The 19,982-nt window shown below is 38.6% G+C and carries 17 protein-coding genes; all 17 read right to left on the bottom strand.

Features of this window, described 5'->3' with window-relative positions:
• Positions 1 to 18: 18 nt before the first annotated feature.
• Positions 19 to 366, bottom strand: a complete 348-nt coding sequence (locus GQR54_RS04260; RefSeq protein ID WP_166376648.1) for a hypothetical protein — start codon at positions 364 to 366, stop codon at positions 19 to 21.
• 274 nt (positions 367 to 640) lie between these two features.
• The gene (locus tag GQR54_RS04255) at positions 641 to 3,364 is read right to left on the bottom strand and encodes a TonB-dependent receptor (protein WP_166376647.1); all 2,724 of its coding nucleotides are present in this window, start codon (positions 3,362 to 3,364) and stop codon (positions 641 to 643) included.
• Positions 3,365 to 3,436: 72 nt separating this feature from the next.
• Positions 3,437 to 5,044 (bottom strand): hypothetical protein, encoded by a 1,608-nt coding sequence (locus GQR54_RS04250; protein ID WP_166376646.1) that lies wholly within the window; start codon positions 5,042 to 5,044, stop codon positions 3,437 to 3,439.
• A gap of 299 nt (positions 5,045 to 5,343) precedes the next feature.
• Positions 5,344 to 6,672: a hypothetical protein gene (locus tag GQR54_RS04245; RefSeq protein ID WP_166376688.1), complete on the bottom strand. Its 1,329-nt coding sequence runs from the start codon at positions 6,670 to 6,672 to the stop codon at positions 5,344 to 5,346.
• A gap of 69 nt (positions 6,673 to 6,741) precedes the next feature.
• Positions 6,742 to 7,347: an energy transducer TonB gene (locus tag GQR54_RS04240; RefSeq protein ID WP_197192959.1), complete on the bottom strand. Its 606-nt coding sequence runs from the start codon at positions 7,345 to 7,347 to the stop codon at positions 6,742 to 6,744.
• A gap of 12 nt (positions 7,348 to 7,359) precedes the next feature.
• Positions 7,360 to 7,773, bottom strand: coding sequence for a biopolymer transporter ExbD (locus GQR54_RS04235; RefSeq protein WP_004334764.1), 414 nt, complete (start codon positions 7,771 to 7,773; stop codon positions 7,360 to 7,362).
• Positions 7,774 to 7,826: 53 nt separating this feature from the next.
• A complete protein-coding gene (locus GQR54_RS04230; protein ID WP_024593980.1) occupies positions 7,827 to 8,354 on the bottom strand; it encodes a MotA/TolQ/ExbB proton channel family protein in 528 nt (175 codons plus the stop codon).
• A 3-nt stretch (positions 8,355 to 8,357) separates the two neighbouring features.
• Entirely contained in the window at positions 8,358 to 9,725 is a 1,368-nt protein-coding gene (locus GQR54_RS04225) for a MotA/TolQ/ExbB proton channel family protein (protein ID WP_166376644.1), read from the bottom strand.
• Positions 9,726 to 9,735: 10 nt separating this feature from the next.
• Positions 9,736 to 10,488: a DUF3450 domain-containing protein gene (locus GQR54_RS04220; protein WP_008169959.1), complete on the bottom strand. Its 753-nt coding sequence runs from the start codon at positions 10,486 to 10,488 to the stop codon at positions 9,736 to 9,738.
• A gap of 241 nt (positions 10,489 to 10,729) precedes the next feature.
• Entirely contained in the window at positions 10,730 to 11,344 is a 615-nt protein-coding gene (locus GQR54_RS04215) for a DsbA family protein (protein WP_165741236.1), read from the bottom strand.
• 13 nt (positions 11,345 to 11,357) lie between these two features.
• Positions 11,358 to 12,440 carry a GGDEF domain-containing protein gene (locus GQR54_RS04210; RefSeq protein ID WP_166376643.1) on the bottom strand — a complete coding sequence of 361 codons (1,083 nt, stop codon included), beginning with the start codon at positions 12,438 to 12,440 and terminating at the stop codon, positions 11,358 to 11,360.
• Between the two features lie 5 nt (positions 12,441 to 12,445).
• Positions 12,446 to 14,335 carry a methyl-accepting chemotaxis protein gene (locus tag GQR54_RS04205; RefSeq protein ID WP_166376642.1) on the bottom strand — a complete coding sequence of 630 codons (1,890 nt, stop codon included), beginning with the start codon at positions 14,333 to 14,335 and terminating at the stop codon, positions 12,446 to 12,448.
• Between the two features lie 257 nt (positions 14,336 to 14,592).
• Positions 14,593 to 15,849, bottom strand: a complete 1,257-nt coding sequence (locus GQR54_RS04200) for a sugar MFS transporter (RefSeq protein ID WP_166376641.1) — start codon at positions 15,847 to 15,849, stop codon at positions 14,593 to 14,595.
• A gap of 58 nt (positions 15,850 to 15,907) precedes the next feature.
• A complete protein-coding gene (locus GQR54_RS04195; protein WP_166376640.1) occupies positions 15,908 to 16,831 on the bottom strand; it encodes a transporter substrate-binding domain-containing protein in 924 nt (307 codons plus the stop codon).
• 177 nt (positions 16,832 to 17,008) lie between these two features.
• Positions 17,009 to 17,524: an RNA methyltransferase gene (locus GQR54_RS04190; protein ID WP_166376639.1), complete on the bottom strand. Its 516-nt coding sequence runs from the start codon at positions 17,522 to 17,524 to the stop codon at positions 17,009 to 17,011.
• Entirely contained in the window at positions 17,524 to 18,036 is a 513-nt protein-coding gene (locus GQR54_RS04185; RefSeq protein WP_165727974.1) for a YcgN family cysteine cluster protein, read from the bottom strand. Before GQR54_RS04185 ends, GQR54_RS04190 begins: the two co-directional genes overlap by 1 nt.
• Positions 18,037 to 18,133: 97 nt before the next feature.
• The gene (locus GQR54_RS04180) at positions 18,134 to 19,975 is read right to left on the bottom strand and encodes a DUF885 domain-containing protein (RefSeq protein WP_166376638.1); all 1,842 of its coding nucleotides are present in this window, start codon (positions 19,973 to 19,975) and stop codon (positions 18,134 to 18,136) included.
• Positions 19,976 to 19,982: the final 7 nt, after the last annotated feature.

The raw sequence follows: 19,982 nt of genomic DNA, 5'->3' as shown, positions 1-19,982 counted from the left end.
TACAAACAATTTAGTACATTAGATGCGATGAACTGATCCTATATAGTCAGTAACGCTATCACTACAACTGCGCGCATCATCACCATTAAACTCCTCAAGTATATAAATTTTTACAGGCGTTTCTAAACTTTTTGCTTCAGCAAGCTTTTCTAAGATCTGGCCAAATTGAGTGTCTTGATAAGCTAAAGTTAACTTGTCATTAGCCATGTGAGTAATACTATTAGTTGTTTTCACAATTACCTGAGAATGATTTAGCTGGATATCATCAACAATAACAGAACATGATCTTGCAGCTAGAGCATCATTCGCAAAACCAAAAGAACCAACTATAACAACTGAGCTAATAACCTTTCTTATTAAATTCATGGATATTATTCCTTTTAAAATAAAATTATAAAACTTAATTACAGCCTGTTAAATATAAACAACAATTATGTGTTATTTGTTAAAGAGTTATTAAAGTTAAATGATTTAGAGAGAGTGTGTGTATGAAGTGAATAATGTTTAAGTTAAAAGAGATATAAAAACATCATTTATATAATCAATATTAAACTATAACTGCGTTTAAAACTGAGGTAGTAAAAAGCCCTACATATGGCAGGGCTAGGTTGTAACGGCTTATTTTAGTCGTTCAAGGGGTTTAAAACTCATAGCTAAAGCTTAAACTCAGCTCTCTAGGCGTTTCTTGAGAACGAATTAGCACATCATTTTGTTCTACTTCAAAGTTTTGTCCCAACATATTTTTCACTTTAAGTGTTAATGTAGTATTGAACGTTGGGTAGTAACTATAAACCATGTCTAACGAGTTTAAAGGTTGTTCGTAAGCGTCATCAAAATTGTTAACACCCGCAGCTAAAATACGGTCACCAAATACGTTATAAATAACTGAAGCTTGGTGCATGCCATCATGCGAATCGTAATTCAATTGTAAGTTGGCAACATACTTTGAGTGGCCAGTCATGCGTCGCTTTAGATTAGTAAGGTCAGCGCGCTGCTCTTGTGCAATTTCAACTTCTGAATCACTTACTGTTAAATTACCAGAAGTAAAAAAAGCACCTCCTAATAAATCACTATGCAACTCAGTTAACCATTCTGCTTCTATACCGTAAACATAGGCTGTATCTGCATTGTCAAACTGCAGCGTAAAACGGCCGTCACTTTCGGTTAATAATGCTTCGATTGGGTTATCTATATCTTTATAGAATGCGCCAACTGAGTAGTTATCACCATTGTCCATATAAAATTCGATACGTGCATCAAAGTTATCTAGGTAACTAGATTCTAAGAATGGATTACCAAGCGTTCGATAACCGGTCAACGGATCTTGGAATTGAACAGGGCTTAACTCACGCAAGTCAGGACGAACAACCGTGCTGCCATAGCCAAAACGAACCTGGTACGACTGCTGACTGTATGTCATGGATAATGAAGTAAAATACTCATCTTCCATCACACTTGCTTGTTTTATTGCATCTGCACTTAATTTATCTGCCAATAAAGCAGGATCGAATGCTGAGCGAGAAAAAGCGAGGGCAACTTGGCGGAAATCCTCGTAACGCACACCACCACTTAAACGCCAATCTTGAGCAAAAGTGATATCAAAAGAGCCATAATAAGCATCAATCATTTGCGCTGCTAAGTAATCATCGGCTGTAGGTTCTTGAAACAATAACTCTAAATCCGTTGAATCGATCACAGCATCATTTGCAAAGAAACTACCAATTGACAGTGCTTCTTCTTCACTTTGTGCTAAATCTAAAGACTGTGTTTGGCTAAAACGATAGTTAAAAAAGTCTGTGCGGTAATCACGCGTTTTTTCAACAAAATAGCCGCCACCCGCGATTTCAACTTCGGCGTTCTCAAAGTAAAAAACTTTGTTAATATTAACGCCCCAGTTTTCTACATCGTCTTCTAGCTCAACAAATCGATACAAATAAGGGTTGCCACCTAAGCTACCATTATAAAAAGTACGTTGATATTCGCCATCGGCGTACTCATCACGCACCGTTACTTCAAGCTCGCCGGGTATACTCGTCGTCGCTGTTGAATCAGTGTATTGCCAATCTACACCGACACCTTCAAGAAAACTCCACTCTAAATTGTGCATTCCACGAAGTTGAAGTATTTCAAGTTCCCGTTCCTCAAAAGAGGTTAAGTGGCTTCGCTGTAATTGCCCAGCATCAATGCTTAATGACTTTGAAGGCTCTTGGTAAAGCGAAACAGAAGCTTCATCTTCAGTATCTCGTAGCATCATATAGGTAGCTGTTAAATCATGGCCGCCAATTTTATAACCTAAATTTAGAGAGCTATTTAATTTTATATTATGCTTGGTTGATACTTCTTTCTCTGTGGCAGAGTAACAAGTAAAATCATCTTTTGAACATTCAGATTCAGATGCGTCAACAGAAGAAAGTACTGCGCTAAACTTCTCTGCATTAGACCATTCATTTTCATAAGCAACTGATGCTAAGAAACCAAAAGATCCGTCTAGGCCAAATAAGTTATCAAATCGGTCGCCATAAACAGCTTTAATGCCTGCATCAGGGTTTAAGCTTTCTTTTTCTAAGCCAAAATCTCTTGGTAGTGCTTTTGATAAACTTTTATTTAAGTCTATTGCAGCTGCTTGACCAATATCAGCCCCCTGACGTCTTGACTCGACATCTCTTATATTTCTGTATGAGATATCAGACAAGCCATTGATATAGGTATTTAGCGCCGTTTTAACGGCTCCAGGTAATGCGCGTGTACCATCATCTTTACCTAACCAGTCGTCACTGCCGCCATTGTATGTGTAGCCTTCATCGTTTGTATCTTTATAGCTAGCACCAATCTCAACTTTAAATAAAGTATCACTTGGAATGCTTTTCGTCCTGATATTAACGTCACCACCACCAAAAGCCGCAGGCATATTAGGCGAATAGGCTTTTTGAACAGCTAAAGATTCAATAATACTTGATGGGAAAATATCAAGTGGAATTACATTTCGAGTCAGATCTGGGCTTGGAACAACCGCGCCATTTAAACGCACGCTTGAGTAACGCTCACCTAAACCGCGTACATAAATAAACTTATCGTTAACTAACGATAAGCCTGTAACACGGCGAAGTGCAGAAGCGGCATCGCTATCACCTGTTCTAGATATTTGCTCTGAACCCATTATATCAGCAACAAATGCCTGGTTTTTACGTTCATCAATTACGGCACTAGCACTGCCTTTAAGGCGTGTACCTGTTGCAACAACTTCTTCTATCGCTTCTTCATTGATTATTTCTTGTGCCTGTTCAGCAAAAGAATTAAATGAAGAAAAAAGGGAGAGCAGAGATAACGTTATTAGATTAGTTTTAAACTGCTTTTGATGTTTCATATTTATATCCTCTAAACCTAAAATTCCCTTAAAAAAGGCGCCAGAGCGCCTTATAATTAGAGCCGGTCTAGATTAATTACTAGCGCGTTGTAAAGATGCAGCTACAAAATCAGCCCATTCACTTGATTCACCTTCTTTAAGTGCACCAATGTAGCCTGCGTTAGTAAAGAAAGAGTCAACCTCACTCATGTCTTTAGCTGTTGTAGCTACCGCAGTACCTTGTGAATCTGTAATAGTTGCTGCAGTTGAAACACCATCAGCACCAAGCACATTTGCAAAATCAGCAAAACCAATCAGCTGGTTATTTTCGCCACCAGTAAACCAGGTATTGATATCAAAGCTTGCTAACGCGCCTGTTAAAGGAGTATTTACGTCTTCAAAATTCTTACCACACGCAAATATTGAACTCATAAATGCGATATCACCGTTGTTAGCATTGGCATGCACACCAGCATCTCCTGATTTATCTTTTTCATTATATAAATCAAAACAGCCAGCACCATCTACAGATGATGAGTTTACAAACAGCATATTAGCTAATTGCGCTTTACCCCATTCTTTCATTTCCATACCGGCACCAGTACGACGCCCTTCAGCACCTTGGTCACCAGTAGTAACAACGGTTGCATTAGCAATAGTTGGATTAGAAACAGTCGTTACTAAATCTTGTGCGTCTGCAGATAATGGATCAACTTTTGCGCCATCTGTTTCAAAACCATGATTTCCATATTCATTTGAACGGACAAGAATGTACTGTCCATAGCCTTTCCAACCCTCATCCCAGTCAATACCATCATCGCCTGTATCAGTAACAACGATGTGTTTAAGGTTAACACTACCACCAAAGAGCTCTATACCATCATCAAAACCATTATGTACATGGACATAATCAATTGTTGTGCCTGAGCCAACAGCATTTAGTGTTAAACCATTTAGCTCATCACCTTCAACACCAAATCCTGCATACTTAATAACAATATGCTTTAGAATACCGCTACTATCTTGCGGATCATTACCACCGTAATAAGATACAATACCTTCAGCTGAGTGGTTACACATGTCTTGTGCCGCAGCTGTTGCTGTACAACGAATAGAATGACCACGTCCATTTACCTGAACACCACCCCAATCCCCAATTTGAGCGGTGGTAGAATCATCACCATCAACTTCTTTAATGCTTGTGAAAATAATTGGCTTATCTACTTCACCAATTGCTTCAATATTTGCACCGCGAGCAATACGAATAAAACTCTCTGGCTTGGTAAACGCAATGGTAGCGCCTGCTTCAATAGACAATGTTGGGCCATTAACATCAATAGTGGCGCCAGTAGATGTGTCTACATCGTCACCAATAAATAAAGCACCTTCAAATACATGGGCACCGCCATCGTCTAGCGCAGGGATAACAAAAGAGCTTGTAATTTCTTTTGCATTACTTGCAAATGCTTGGCTGTATAAACAGTTAATGCCTTCTGCTTCACCCGTAAATGTAGCTCCATCTAATGTGTATGTGGCACAACTTATTGTATCGCCACCATTATCACCACCTGGGTTAGTCACTGAATTGTCTACACTGTTATCAACTGTAGTCGGTGTAACGTTAATATCACCACCGCCACAACCAGCCAATGTTATTGCTGTAGTCACTAAGCTGATTTTGAATAAGCCAGATAATTTCATTGTTCACTCCGTAAAAGTATTTAATTATTGTGTTAGCGCTTTAAGTAATAACTTAAGTCACTTTAAGGCACGATACTCATGCATTAAGGTCACTTGAGTTATCGAATACGAAGTACAATACGGGAGTGTTATGACAATGAAGTTACACTTTAATAAACATAAAATGACAATGTTAACTTTCATAAAATCAATTGGTTACTTTTTATAGCAACAAAAAAACCGCCATGAGGCGGTTTGGTATTGCGATTATGAAATGGCTTTATAATTCCTACTTATACGTTTGCAGGAATTAGTAAAATTTACAGTAACGCTGTTCTAAGTGTTTCTGCATGCACTTTCTCGCGCTTTACATATTTAATCCATTGCTGCGCTAAACGCTGTGATTTTTTATGTTTTTCTGCCTGTTCGAACGCTAAAATTGATGCATCAAAATTTTGTAAGTTGTACTGAGCCATACCCAAGGCAACAAATGCATTTGATTCAAAATCAAGTGAACCTTTATTAAGTGCTTTACGCGCTGCGTCGGCCGCTTCCTCGTATTGCTCAGTATTAACATATACTTCAGCTAAGCGTTGGTCATATTTACCACTGGGTGATAAATCGGCTGCTTTTACAAAGTATTTTATTGATTTTTCGTCTTCTTTTGCTTGGATCATCGCCTCTGCTACAAAGGCATAGTTTTTAGCGTTTTGCTCTGCAATCCCTTTTTCAATCGCATCGCTCATAACGTCTGCGGCTTTAAATGCTAAGCCGTTATATAAATACACTTGTGCTAATTGGCGTAAATCAGATTTAGAGGTTAAAAATCCTTGCTGATAAGCGGCTTCAATTACGGCTAACTGTTGTTTTTCTTGTCCTGTTTCGCCATACATACCCGATAACTGTACCCAATACTCAGGCTTGTTATAAAGTTTTACTAAGCGCTCAAGTACAGTAACTACTTTACCTGTTTGATTAAGTGAGTAGTACATGGCACGTTGTAGCACTAACCAATTCTCTTTAGGCGCTTTGCCTTCATTATCGCTCAGTGCAATAACCTGAGATATATACTTAAGCCCTTTCTCATAATCTTTTAACTGATAATACGTTTGGGCTCTTAACAAGTAATAAGCTTCTGTTTTAGGCTTAGTGTTGATAGTGTCCCAGTCATCTAAAAATGCGATAACTTTAGTGTAATCACTATTAGCCATAGCTAGTTGCGCTAAACTAAAGGTAGTACTTAAACGAAGCGACTCAGGAATGGCTTCCTCTGCTACGACCTTTTCAAACGAAGCTATCGCTTTTGGTAAATCGTTTTCGTTGTAATAAATAAACCCATAAAAATTATGCATCATCGCAATTTCGTACGAGTTCATGCTCGATGAGCGCTCGTTAATACTGTCAAGCGCCTCAAGGCCTGCTTTAACATCGCCATCATCAGCGAGTTTTTGTGCACGTGCGAGTTGGCTGTAGACCTTTTCGCGAAGCGCTGGTACACGTTTAGTTTTTTGTTCTGACTCTGCATGTGCCGTAGCTACATTTAGCCCTGGTATCAGGCTTAAAGCACTTGGAGTTACAATGCTTGTACTTACTGCAGCGGTACAAAATAAAGTCACTTTCAAAAGTTTAGCCGTAGGGTTTAATTTCATAACTGATTTAATAAATGGTTTCATAATCGCCTCGCATTTCTGTCCGTTTACTCGTGGTTAGTTACTAAATTAACCGCTAATTTGGAAAGATATTTTGTTCTGAACACCCGCTACTTCAACGGCTTCACCGCTTACTACACGTGGTTTATATTTAAATTTAAGTGCTGCATCCATCGCGGCTCTATCAAACAGTGACTCAGGCTGTGCTTTAATTACTTGTGGGTCACGCACTGTGCCTTGTTTAGTTACTGTAAATTCAACAATAACGTAGCCTTCTATGCCACGAGATAACGCACGACGCGGATACACTGGGGCCACTTTTACAATCGGTAAATATTCACCGTCACTTGTCTCTAGAGCTAAACCGCCCGCTAAATTTACATCTGCATCTACATTGGCAGCAAAATCAAAGTTATTAGCATTTGCTGTCGCATCGCTGTTTTGCATTTGCGGCGACTCCATTGGTGGTGGCGGCTCTTTTGGTGTTGGTGGTTTTTGAGGTTTACGCTCTTTTTTTTGTACGGTTTCTTCTTTTTTCAAGCGAACAAAATCAAGTACGTTACCCTTTACCGGATCCGACATAGCGCCTTCACCGCCAGTAATCAGTGCCTGCATGCCTAAAAACAACATAAAGGTCACTACACCGGCTATCACTAATGCAACTAAATATCGCAACATAACTAGCCCTTAAGACGCATCTTGTGCGGCAATTGATACATCAAATGCGCCCGCCGCGCGCGAGGCATCCATCACCTTTATTAACATTTCGGTAGTGGCTTTTTTATCCGCTTGAATCACAACGCTACCTTGTGGATTTTCTGCTTTTAAACGCTCGATATTGGCTTGTACTGCGCGTACATCAATTTGACGTTTATTAATCCAAATCTCACCTGTATCTGAAATCGCCACAAGGATATTTGCACGCTCCTTTTTCACAGCAGTTGCGGCTTCTGGGCGGTTAACATCAATACCGGCTTCTTTAACAAAAGAGGCAGTTACAATAAAGAAAATAAGCATGATAAATACAACGTCTAGCATTGGGGTCATGTTTATTTCTTCAGCTTCGTCTTCTTGAAATAGGTTTCCTAACGGGGCTCTCATTTTTATTCTCCTAGGATGAGCGGCTTTATAAGAGCCGCTCATCAAAATTTTGCTTAATGGTCTAAAACCATGCTGTCTTGTAGTAGTTCTACTTCGCGCTTAGCTTTTCGTTGTAAATACGTTGAGGCAAATACCCCAGATAACGCACCTACCATGCCTGCCATTGTCGGAATAGTCGCTTTAGATACCCCTGATGCCATTGAACGCGCACTCCCTGTACCTGTTATTGCCATTACATCAAACACTTCTATCATGCCCGTTACAGTGCCTAACAAACCAAGTAGTGGGCACAAAGCAACCATCACATTAATCAAAGAAAGATTGGTGTTTAAGCGCATACCTGCTCGCGATATCATCGCTTCGCGTATTTGCTCTGCGTTCCAACTATTACGTTCTGCACGGTTAATCCAATCGGTTTTCACACCCTGTTTATAGCTTCGAAAACCGTTGAAAAAGTAAATAAATCGCTCGAGTATCAATAACCACATCGCGAAGATTAACACCCCGATGACCAAGAGAACTTGGCCACCAGTGTCGAGAAAATCACGGATAGCATTGATTGAATCAATCAATAGCACCATGGTTTATGCTCCCTTCTCGCTACGCTCTGCGATAATACCGGCGCTCTGCTCTTGAATAGTTAACAAAATATTTTTAGCGCGCGTATTAAGTAAGGTGTATAAAAATACCGTTGGTATTGCTACCACTAAGCCTAGTACCGTTGTTACTAGTGCTTGAGAAATACCACCTGCCATAAGCTTAGGATCCCCAGTACCAAATAAGGTGATTGCTTGGAATGTATTGATCATGCCTGTTACCGTACCTAATAAACCTAACAGCGGTGCAACAACAGAGATGATTTTGATAAGTGTTAAATTACGCGTCACTTTTGGCATTTCACGTAAAATAGCTTCACTTAATTTAAGCTCAAGTGTGTCGTGTGAAACACTTGGGAACTGATCTTTTACTTTCATTACGCGTCCAAGCGGATTGTCATCACGTGCAACTGTATCTTTAAGCTGACGACGAATTTTACCGCCCATAATCAATAATGAGAAAAAACGCTCTAGTGATATAAGTAGTGCAATAACACCCACGCCTAAAATCACATAACCAACAGTCCCACCTTGATGAACACGTTCTTGTGTATCGGGTGCTTGAACTAATAAACCAAGAATAGAGCCGCCTGTTGGGTCAAGTGCAAATTGCACTACACCACTTTTAGCACTTTGAAGATCGTCTGCCGTTGCGGTAAAACGCGATACGGGTTGGCGAGTTAATTCACTCAAAGAATTAGTCGAGGAATTAAACTCTAAATACTTACCGTTTGATATAAGGTTAAATGCACCAACTCGCACAACTTCTTGCTGTGCTTTAGTACCGCCTTCAACAATGACACTTGCGTTAAAACGACTTACTTTGCCTTGCTCGGTCATTTCGCGCTGTAGTTCAAACCATACTTTTTCAATATCTTCTATTGAAGCAAGTTTTGAAGTTGAACCCATTTTTTGAGCAAGGTCATCCATAAACGTACTGCGGCCATCAATCTGGGCAGATATAATTGATGTTGCAAACTTATTGCTAGAATCACCCGCTACTTGCTGTAACACACCAAATAACTCCTTTAGTGAGCCCATACGTTTAGAAAGCGTGTCTGTTAAGTTAGCAAGTTTAACTTCGTTTTCTTCAAACTGCGTTTCTAAGCGCTCAGATTCCACCAGCATTTGATTACGCTTTGCTTGGGTATTTTTAAGCGTTTGTACTTGCTCGTTTTGACGAGCAGTAAACTCTTGTTCGCGCTGCTTATTTTGCTCGCTTTGAGCTGATTGACCATTTTCGAGCGTTTTAAGTAATGAATCTAGGTTCATTGGCTCTGCCGCTATACTTGCACCAGTAATGCTTAGGCTTGCAGCAAAAAGAGCTATTTTTGTCATTTGAGTAAACAATTTCATTTTTAACCTCTTATTCTGCTGCATGTACTGGCAGAGTTAACATATCTGGGGCAAGTTGCTTACGCGCAATACGTAAGCCTTTATTAATTTGGCTTATTGTAGAGTCTGGTAATGCTTCAAATGATTTTGTATCTGCATTCCAACTACCTGCTTTTTTACCATCGCGTGTTAAGTAAATAAGCTCTAAACGGCCAATGCGTAAAAAATCGACTTCACGCTCTTTGTCATCCACGTTTAAAAGTGCGGTATAGGCTTCAATAGTGCGCCCGTAGTCTACTTCTACTTGATAGGCTTCGAGTACACGGCGAAATTTTTCACTTGAATTGATATCTGCACGATTCATCATTTCATTTAAAGATGTAACACGCTTAGTGCGCTCATCAGCTAAAAATGGAATATCTAAAGATACAAACTGCTCAAGGCCTTCAATCATTCTAAGCATTAGCGGCGTAATTTGACGTTCAATAATAGAAACCTGATCCATAGACAGGTTTAAAGATTCCATCTCTTCTACTTGATTATTTAACTGTTTAGTTAGCTGAGCGTTGTAAACAGCTAAACCATCAATTTCTTTATTGAGGGTTTTAAATTGCTGTAAACGTCCTTGCATTGAATCTGCAATCTTGTCTATTTTTGTTTGTGATTGCGCAGCTGATTTATTAATTTCACTGCTTTTATCAATAACCTTATCTAAATCGTTTGCGTGTACTGCTGCACTTGCGGCCACAATACCAGCTAAGATTAATGGTTTAACGCCTTTCATCGCATACACCTTTACTCGTTAGTTAGCGGATTTGCTAGTTTGTTTTTTTAGGTCATAAACTTTGTTATATAAATAATTTATGGCTTAATAATTTCAATGAGCAGGAGTTTATAGATGAAACATGACAAGGATGTTGCGCAAAAAAGTCGATTTTATGACAGTGGTAATAATTAAGACTTACGAGGGGGTTTTTAAGATGATAAGAGCATTTGTTAGCCAAATGCCCTATAAACAGGCTGGATTATTTTAAAATTGAATTAATTTGATTAAGGGAATAATGCCAATCGGTGTAATTTATTTCAATTGGGTATGCTTTATTACCTTTAATAAGCACTAGTGAGGGAAAACCTTGGATTGGTAGTGTACGAACAAAGGATAACTCAGCTTTAAATTCATCATTAAGCTCGCTTGACGTTAGCTGCACGGTAAACTCATTTTTATCTAAGCCAATCTTTTCAGCCAAACTAATTAATGTACTTTCATCTGACGGGTTTTGCGCATTTAGGTAATAAGCATTTTGAATTGCAGCCACCATTTGAGCTTCTTTATCCGCTTTACGCGCTATAAGTGCGGCTCTACATGCGGGATACGTTGAACGCCTTGGCTGGCAATTGCGCCAAAAATCATAATTAAATTGAGTGCCTAGCTGCGCTGAAATTTTATGCCAAGTCCCCTCAAGCATCTCTTTCATATTTTGTGGCATTGGGTCTTGGCTATCGGGTGCTAGGCCACCTACTCTATATTCTATTGCCACTTTACCAGCAAGCTCTGATTTTAGCTTAAGCCAGGTTGGTGAGTAACCCCAACACCAACTACACATTGGGTCATGAACATATATTAATTTACTTTGAGACATATTAATCCTTCAACTAGTTCGAGACGACACTATTACGACCAGCAGCCTTTGCACTATAAAGAGCTTCATCAGCTTGTTTTAACGAATCATCATAATCAGTTACTTTATTTACTTGGGAAATACCAATACTACAGGTGATTGAAATACGCTGCTTGTCATCAGTAAATATAACATGCCCTGCAACAGCCTCTCGAAATTTGTTTGCTATTACAGTGGCTGTAGGAACAGTAACCTGCGGTAAAATAACAACAAACTCCTCACCTCCATAACGGGCCTTTAACGCAGTTGCTAAAAACTGAGATTCAAGGAGCTTGGTAAATTCAATCAATACTGTATCACCAAAATCGTGTCCATGCGTATCGTTTAAAGATTTGAAGTTATCTAAATCAATTAACAAAATTGAAAAAGGTAAGTACTGCTCTGGGCGAGTTTGGGCAAGCTTTAAAAAATGAGAGGTAATAAAACGTCTGTTTGCTATACCAGTAAGGGGGTCGGTATAAGCATCTTTTTTTTGCTCTAGCGTAATATCAGCAATAGCCATGTGGCTTTTATACCTAAAATACTCACCAATAAATGAGAATAAAAACACCATAGAAAAGGACGCTATAAATCGTGCTTTTTCTACGTCGCCATAGCTAACTTGACCGAAGTCAGGGCCGTATAAAATAACAAGACAAGAAAACAGTAAAGTAAAACCTAACCAAGCACCTAATCTAACCCCTAAAGATGCAAACGTCACTACAGGATAAAACATTAGCCAATATAGCGCGGTGTTGTCTTTACCGCCGGTATAAACAAGTGCAACAAACATCATGCACACAATGCTCATACTTATTAATGCCACTACTTGAAGATTACCCGTTTTTATAAAGTATATAGAACAGCTTATATTTGTAATGTTAACGATAATTAATAAAGCTGTGAGTATCGGTGAGTAAACCTTATAATTCAAAAACACTAATACTGCGATCACCACAATTGATATCCCAATCATGGTAAATAAAGAAAACGCTTTGCGTTGCATGTCTGAGCTATAAACACTGTCGATATTTATTAGACTGAGCCAATTTGGTTTATTCACATTTTTTTTAGTCATTAATTTTATACTTTAAACTTTTGAACCATATTTTCTAAGGCACTAAACTGCTGTTTTAGTTTGGTACATTCGTTAAGCGTGTCATTTAAGTTAGCCTTGCCTTGTATAGAAAGCGCACTAATTGTTCGAATATCAGTATCTAATAACTTAACAACTTGGTTTTGCTCATCGGTTGCACTGGCCACAGAATGATTTGCATCGTTAATTTGCTTAATAGATTGTATAACATGACTCATTAAATTGCCGACGGCATCTGCTTGTTGTACGCTTTTTTCACTGTCTTGAAGGCTTGTTTTCATAAGCTCTACAGCAAGGTTTGAGCCTTTTTGTAACTGGCTCACGGTGTCTTCAATTTCTTGCGTTGATTGTTGAGTGCGGTGTGCTAATTGGCGTACTTCATCTGCTACAACGGCAAAACCGCGTCCTGCCTCTCCTGCTCTCGCAGCCTCTATTGCGGCATTAAGTGCCAATAAATTCGTCTGCTCACTTACACCTTTAATAACTTCAAGCACTTGGCCAATACTAGCTGTATGCGTATTTAAACTGTTTATAGTTTGCTGAGCTTTCTCCATATTAGCCGAAAGCTGGTGGATGGTTGCAACACTGTGACTTAATGCTTCTTGATTTTGAGTTGAGTGCTCATCTGCATTTTTAGCAAGTTGCGATGCACTCTCTGCATTATTTGAAATATCCATTGATGTAGCTGAAAACTGATTGATAGCTGCTGCAACACTATCGGTTCGTTTACTTTGGTCATCATACATAGACAGCGATGAATGTGTTTGTGATACCAAGCTCTCAATAGCTGTATCTAATTGCTCTGTGGAGTCTTTTACTTGCTCTATTGAATGCTGAATTTTTTCGATGAAAATATTAAACGAATGGCTTAACTCGCCAAACTCATCATCATTTTCAACGGCTAAGCGCCTTGTTAAATCGCCTTCGCCTTGTGCTATATCTTTAATGGCATCGTTTAAACGGTTCATAGGCTGCATTAAATAGCGTAATAAAAGCTGCATCATAATAATGATAGTAATGATCCCTATCACCATAAAAACAGCCGCAGTTTGGCCAAAGTTAGAAACACTGACATACGCTTTATCTTTATCTATAACGACACCTAGGTACCAATCTACGTTTTCAATACCGCTTATTTTTGTAAATGAGATAAGCTTAGACTCTCCGTTTATCTCATATTGGGTAAACTCTCTTTGCAAAGGTGTATTAGTGCCAAAAATATCTGATGTGTTTTTTAAATTTAACTTCGCATTTGGATGGCTTAGCACTTGGCCTTTGTTATCGAGTAAAAAACCATAACCGAGACCTAAAAAATCAATATCGTTAATAATTTTAGTCACGGTTTGCATATCAATATCGGCACCTGCAACGCCACCAAATTGGCCATTTTGTAACATAGGCACTACTGCTGAAATTGTAAGCTCATTAGTTGTTACATCTATGTAAGGAGTCGTAAAAGCAGTATTAGATTTGTTTTCAACTAATTTATACCAAGGACGAGAAGTCGCATCAAAATCAGCAGGTAAAACGACTGATTGATCGTTTAATATAAACGTGCCGCTAGATTTACCTATGTAAGTATTTTTAAAGCTTCCGGCAAGCTCTGCTGTATTTAATTGTGAAAGGGTGAGAGCTTTAGAATCATTCGCTTTATGCGTTTTAGCAATTGATATAACAATTGCCAACTTTGCATTTAACCAACTCGCTATATTTTGCGACACAGATTCAGAATTTTGTTGTAATACTAGACTTAACTGCTGCTCGGTTTGCTTGCGCATTGCAATATAGTTATTAAAAGTAAATAACCCTAGTACCAAAACTAAAATTAAAGAGGCTGCAATAGTCACTTTGGAAGTAAATTTTAACGAGTTAAGCATATAAGCCCTTTTATTATTTTTTCGTTATTATCCATACAGTTTTAGCAAAAATTTAGTTAAATGTCTTAATTAATAAGGCTTGCGACTAGATTATTAGATAAAAATAAGGATAAAGGATTAAAAAATAAAAGGCTTTAGGGGGTAACTGACTAATATTGAAATAAATTGTGACTTATATTAATTACTTATGGAACGTTCCTATTAAATGTAGCTTTATAAGTGACTGAATACGTATTCAGTCACTTAATATTAAGCGGTTATTGCCACTTATTTGCTAAGCGAACAACATTTAATCCGTACCATGCTATAAATATGTAACACACCATTGGTACAAAAAAGCTTTGTTGTATATTTACTGTATCGGCTATAAAGCCTTGGAGTAATGGCACAAGTGCACCGCCTACAATAGCTAAGCATAACCAACCAGAACCTTTACTGGTCAATGATCCTAGTCGCTCGATAGCAACCGAAAATATAGTCGGGAACATAATTGAGTTAAATAAACCAATTGCCAATACTGAATATAAAGCGACGTCACCTTGAGTAAAAATAGTGATCAGTAAGAGTGTAATAATACTAAATGCATTAAATGCGATGGCTTTTGAAGGTGCTATTTTTTGTAATAATACAGAACCAATAAAGCGCCCTACCATTGCCCCGCCCCAGTAATAACTAATAAGCGCTGCTGCAGTGTGCTCTTCAAGTCCTGCTATGTGTGCCTCACCAAAATAATTAACTAAAAAGCTGCCAATGGCAACCTCACCGCCTACATAACAAAATATAGCAAGTACACCCATAGTTAAGTGCGGTGCTTGAGTTAATGAACGAAATTCTACTGCAGCATTATTTTCCTCTTTATGGGCTTCAATTTCTGGAAGCTTTATAAAGGCAAATATAATAGCGATAAGTAATAAGGCACCGGCAAGCATTAAGTAAGGCACTTTTACCGATTCAGCAGTTGCTGCAGAAGCCGCTAATGTACCTGCGGTTCCAAAAAATAGTATGCCACCAACGTACGGACCAACTGTAGTGCCGAGTGCATTAAGAGCTTGTGCTAAATTTAACCTAGATGAAGCTGTTTTTTCAGGCCCAAGAGCTGCAACATAAGGATTTGCAGAAACCTGGAGTACTGTTACACCTGATGCAAGAACAAATAAAGCGCCTAAAAATAGCCAATACTCATGTACAACAACAGCAGGGTAGAACAACATACACCCAATTGAAGCCACAATTAAACCGGTTAAAATCCCTTTTTTGTATCCAAACTGCTTAACTAAAATCCCCGCAGGGATAGAAACAATAAAATAAGCACCAAAAAAGCAAAACTGTACTAGCATCGCTTCAAAAAAACTTAAATCAAATACGCCTTTTAAGCGTGGTATTAGTACATCGTTTAAAACAGTAATAAAACCCCATAAAAAAAATAGGGTCGTCATTGCAGTCAGTGGAAACAGATAATTTTTATTTGGCTGTTCGTTGACCGCGAATGATTGGTTTGTATTTATTTCACTCACGTCGTTTTCACTCCATTAACAAGTTGAAAACGATTTTACATGTTTAAATATAAATTAGTCAGCGTACTTGTGGAACGTTCCAGCGGTGTTGTTCACATTGCGTATTGATCGCACTAATAATTCGGTCTATTTCGCCACTATTATGAAACTGATAAAGCCCTTCGTTTATATCCTCTAATACTAAAAGCCAGTTAGGTGTAAGCTTACTAATAGCGAAATATAAAGGGTTGTATTGCAAAGGGATGTTTTCTATTTCAATGGATGAAAGCAAGGTGTGTTTTTTAGATTTACTCAAAGAGGAGTAAGAAACTGAGAACTTTAAAACGTCGGGATCGCCTATAATCAAATCAACACGCTTAGCAACCAGTAGCTGAACAAGTTGTAAATCATCAACAGAGGTAATAATTTCAAACTCATTATTATCCATCATGGCATCAAACTCAGGTGTGTTTTGATACCCACGAACAACCCCAATTTTTTGTCCTTTGAGCGACTTTAAATTTCCAGTAAAACGATCCTTATCACCTTTTCGTTTTAAAAATGCAATTTCGCCACCTTTAAACGAATTAGATAAACCAAGTAATTCTCGACGGGTTTTGCCAGTAACATAATCAGAGGGGGCTGTATCTTCTATAAAGTATTCAGGCATTAATATATCAGCTTTGCCTAGTTCTACATTTCGTACAGCTCTTGCCCAAGGCAAAAATTCAATATATACGCTGTAGCCCTTACTATTTAATAAGGCAATAGAAAACTGATAAACCCACCCTTTATTACATAAATTACTACCAATATATGGAGGCCAGTCGAGAGTAGCTAGATGAAGTGTTTGCTTGGGAGTTTTAGACTCAAAAAATATGCCCGATTTATGGTTGTAACCGTTTACAACTTGATGACTACCCTTTAGATGATATTCAACTATTGAATCTGAATAACTAAGGTTGCTCGCTAATAATAGAACTAATAAAAATAACCAACGCATTGTAATATCTTAAAATGTCTTAATTTATTTAAGCTTAGTTAAAAATGAATTTTTTGCATGATTTAAGTGGGTAAGGATTTAACAGAAAAAGAGTGTTTATAGAATATAGGTAATGTTGTTGCGCATTATAAGCTATGCGCAACCAAGGCTCTATAGTAAGCGTGAAAGCAAGGTTAACTAATCAGCTTTTTCCCATTTCATTTTATTATTTGTATCGCGCGAGCTTATAATTGTTGTATCGCTGCTCTCAACGCCGCCTAATTTAGCTAAGCGATCGTACAAAACCACATTACAAGTAGCCGCTAAGTTCATGCAGCCAATAGTGGGAATATAAACAACTTCATCGCACCACTTTAAAATATCTTTTGGGATTGAGCCGTCTTCAGGACCAAATATATAAAATGCGTTTTCAGGGTGTTTAAACTCAGGAAGTGGCGTTGCACCTTCAATAAGTTCAATAACAACAACGGTAGCACCCTGTGGCTTTACTACTTCTAAACTATCAGTTTCGGTAAGCGGGATACGCTCAAGTACATTTTTTGTGTCGGTATGAAATTTCTTGGCGTTTAAATAACGATTACCAGTAAAGAAAACCTGTTTAGCGTCGTAACACCCTGCAGCACGCAATACGCCACCAACATTAGTCGGGCTTTTAGGATTAATTAAACCAATTACCGCTTGTTGTTTGCTCATTAATCAGCGTCCTTTGTTGGCCACTCTGCAATGTACAAATCAAAGTCATCTAGCTTCACATCGCAATCTTTTACTGTTTTATCTTTTACAGAAATCCCTAACTCGTGCATTTTTGTTTTATCGCCATTGTTTAATAACGGATGCCAAGAAGCCAAGCCACGCCCTTCGTGTAAACGGCGGTAACTGCAACTTTGCGGCATAAAAAAGATGTCTTTGAGGTTTTCTTTTGTGAGTTTTACACAAGAAGGAACAAGCGTTTGGCGGTTTTCGTACTCGCTGCAACCACAGGTGTTGTTATCAAGATACTGGCACACAATATTAGTAAATATTAACTGCTCACCTTCACGTAACTGATCGGTGGCGGTAAATTCGTCTTCATCTTCGCTATCAATAAACGTATTTAAACAACATTTTCCGCATCCATCACAAATGGCTTCCCATTCGTTTTGACTCATGTCGCTTAAGCTTTTTTTAAGCCAAAATTGTGTATTTGCTAATTGTTGATCAAACATAGTTTACTCGTGCCCCCTAAAGAGCGCGCATTCTACCGTATTGCTGCAAATGGCGCAAAGCCAATACCCTTTCAAAGTACTGGCTTTGCGCTACAAATTAGCTTTGAGATTTAACCCAACGCTTAATTTTTTCCTCTAGGATTGGCATTGGTAATGCGCCATCAATTAATATTTGCGTGTGAAACGCTTTAATATCAAATTTATCGCCGAGTTCTTTTTTAGAATAATCACGTAGTTCTTGGATTTTAAATTGCCCTAACTTGTAAGAAAGCGCTTGTCCTGGCCATGCAATATATCGCTCAACCTCTGCAATTACATCGCTCTTGGCCATAGATGAGTTAGCAAGCATATAATCTATTCCCTGCTCACGCGTCCACCCTTTTGCATGAAAACCAGTATCAAGCACTAAACGCATTGCGCGTAATTGCTCGTCTGATAAACGCCCGTACCACATGTAGGGGTCAGTAAATAATCCAAGCTCTTTGCCTAAACTTTCTGCGTAAAGTGCCCAACCTTCTGCAAATACGGTGTAACCACCAAATTTGCGAAAATCAGGTAAGCCCTCTATTTCTTGTTGCAGGGCTATTTGAAAGTGATGTCCTGGCGCTGCTTCATGAATAGATAAGGTTTCGAGTAAAAATTTCGGCTGTGCTTTTAAGTTATACGTATTGATATAAAAAATGCCTGGGCGAGAGCCATCAGGTGCAGGAGATGCATACGACGCACCTGCTGCCGACTGCGCTCTGTATGCTTCAACCGCTTTTACAACGTAAGGTGCTTTTGGTGCTATGTTAAAAAGCAGAGGCAAACGAGCATCTATTTTTTTCTTAACGTTTTCATATGCCGCAATTAACTCCTGTGGCGTATTGTAGTAAAACTCGTCTGAATTACGTAAGTGGTCAAAAAATTCAGACAATTCGCCTTTAAAACCTACGGTTTCTTTTACTTTTTTCATTTCGCTTAAAATGCGCGACACTTCACTTAAACCAATCTCATGAATTTCGTCTGCAGATAAGCTAAGCGTCGTGTTTTTCTTAATTTGGTATACGTACCACGCTTTACCGTTTGGTAAGTCACTATAACCAACGCTTTCTCGGCTATTAGGAATATACTGATTAGCTAAAAAGTCACTCATGCTTTTATAAGCTGGTACTAGGTGCTGCATAATCAGTTCGCGATACTGCGCTGTAATTTTTTGCTTTTGCTGTGCGCTAAACGATTCTGGTAATTTTTTAATTGGTCCCCAAAATAGTGAGTCTTCAGCATTTTTAACTACATGAGCCGCAAATTGTGGTTGCAGTTTTTCAGCCAGAGGCTTTGGCAAGGTAATACCTAGTTTAATACCTTGCGCCATTGAGCGCTCTACACTAATAAGCCACTTAACAAAACCTTCACTGCGCGACATAAAAGCAGTGTAATCTTCAACTGTATTAAACGGCTGAGCGCTTTGACCTGAGCCAAAACCTGCAAACGTGTTATGCGCACCCGCCATTTGGTTAATTGGTAATAAATAATTAGGAAACTGCATGCCCTCTAATTTTAGTGCAAGGTCGCGCTCTAATATTTCAAAGCTTAAAAGCGACTGCCCTGTTAACTGTGCTTTATCTACAAAGTTTAATCGCTGTTGATATTTTTTATAAAAAGCCGCTTTTTTTGCTCTATTTTCTTTTGAGATTTCTGGCGTAAATTGATCGTTAAACTCGTTACGGCCACTATACGTTGCGCTTATAGGGCTATATGTAAGCGATTCATCGTAATACTGTGCAACAAGTACATCGAGCTGTTGCTCTGCCGAAAGCTCTGAAACAATACCTGCCGATGCGTTAACTGTGTTTAGCTGCGCACTGGTGTTAGTGTGTGTACTAAGCTCAGTATTCATACAGCCACTTAAAGCAAACATAACGCCACTGGCAACTAATGCTAATTTAATTGATTTCATGATAATC

Source organism: Pseudoalteromonas sp. Z9A4, from assembly GCF_011378845.1.
GTDB classification, from domain to species: domain Bacteria; phylum Pseudomonadota; class Gammaproteobacteria; order Enterobacterales; family Alteromonadaceae; genus Pseudoalteromonas; species Pseudoalteromonas arctica.
Note: the sequence above shows the minus strand (reverse complement) of the source record. Positions and strands in the feature narration are given on the sequence as shown.

Coding starts and splice junctions, on each gene's coding strand:
- GQR54_RS04235 (WP_004334764.1), bottom strand. CDS start 7,773: ATGAGAGCCCCGTTAGGAAACCTATTTCAAGAAGACGAAGCTGAAGAA.
- GQR54_RS04230 (WP_024593980.1), bottom strand. CDS start 8,354: ATGGTGCTATTGATTGATTCAATCAATGCTATCCGTGATTTTCTCGAC.
- GQR54_RS04260 (WP_166376648.1), bottom strand. CDS start 366: ATGAATTTAATAAGAAAGGTTATTAGCTCAGTTGTTATAGTTGGTTCT.
- GQR54_RS04205 (WP_166376642.1), bottom strand. CDS start 14,335: ATGCTTAACTCGTTAAAATTTACTTCCAAAGTGACTATTGCAGCCTCT.
- GQR54_RS04180 (WP_166376638.1), bottom strand. CDS start 19,975: ATGAAATCAATTAAATTAGCATTAGTTGCCAGTGGCGTTATGTTTGCT.
- GQR54_RS04210 (WP_166376643.1), bottom strand. CDS start 12,440: ATGACTAAAAAAAATGTGAATAAACCAAATTGGCTCAGTCTAATAAAT.
- GQR54_RS04255 (WP_166376647.1), bottom strand. CDS start 3,364: ATGAAACATCAAAAGCAGTTTAAAACTAATCTAATAACGTTATCTCTG.
- GQR54_RS04215 (WP_165741236.1), bottom strand. CDS start 11,344: ATGTCTCAAAGTAAATTAATATATGTTCATGACCCAATGTGTAGTTGG.
- GQR54_RS04225 (WP_166376644.1), bottom strand. CDS start 9,725: ATGAAATTGTTTACTCAAATGACAAAAATAGCTCTTTTTGCTGCAAGC.
- GQR54_RS04195 (WP_166376640.1), bottom strand. CDS start 16,831: ATGCGTTGGTTATTTTTATTAGTTCTATTATTAGCGAGCAACCTTAGT.
- GQR54_RS04190 (WP_166376639.1), bottom strand. CDS start 17,524: ATGAGCAAACAACAAGCGGTAATTGGTTTAATTAATCCTAAAAGCCCG.
- GQR54_RS04245 (WP_166376688.1), bottom strand. CDS start 6,672: ATGAAATTAAACCCTACGGCTAAACTTTTGAAAGTGACTTTATTTTGT.
- GQR54_RS04250 (WP_166376646.1), bottom strand. CDS start 5,044: ATGAAATTATCTGGCTTATTCAAAATCAGCTTAGTGACTACAGCAATA.
- GQR54_RS04185 (WP_165727974.1), bottom strand. CDS start 18,036: ATGTTTGATCAACAATTAGCAAATACACAATTTTGGCTTAAAAAAAGC.
- GQR54_RS04220 (WP_008169959.1), bottom strand. CDS start 10,488: ATGAAAGGCGTTAAACCATTAATCTTAGCTGGTATTGTGGCCGCAAGT.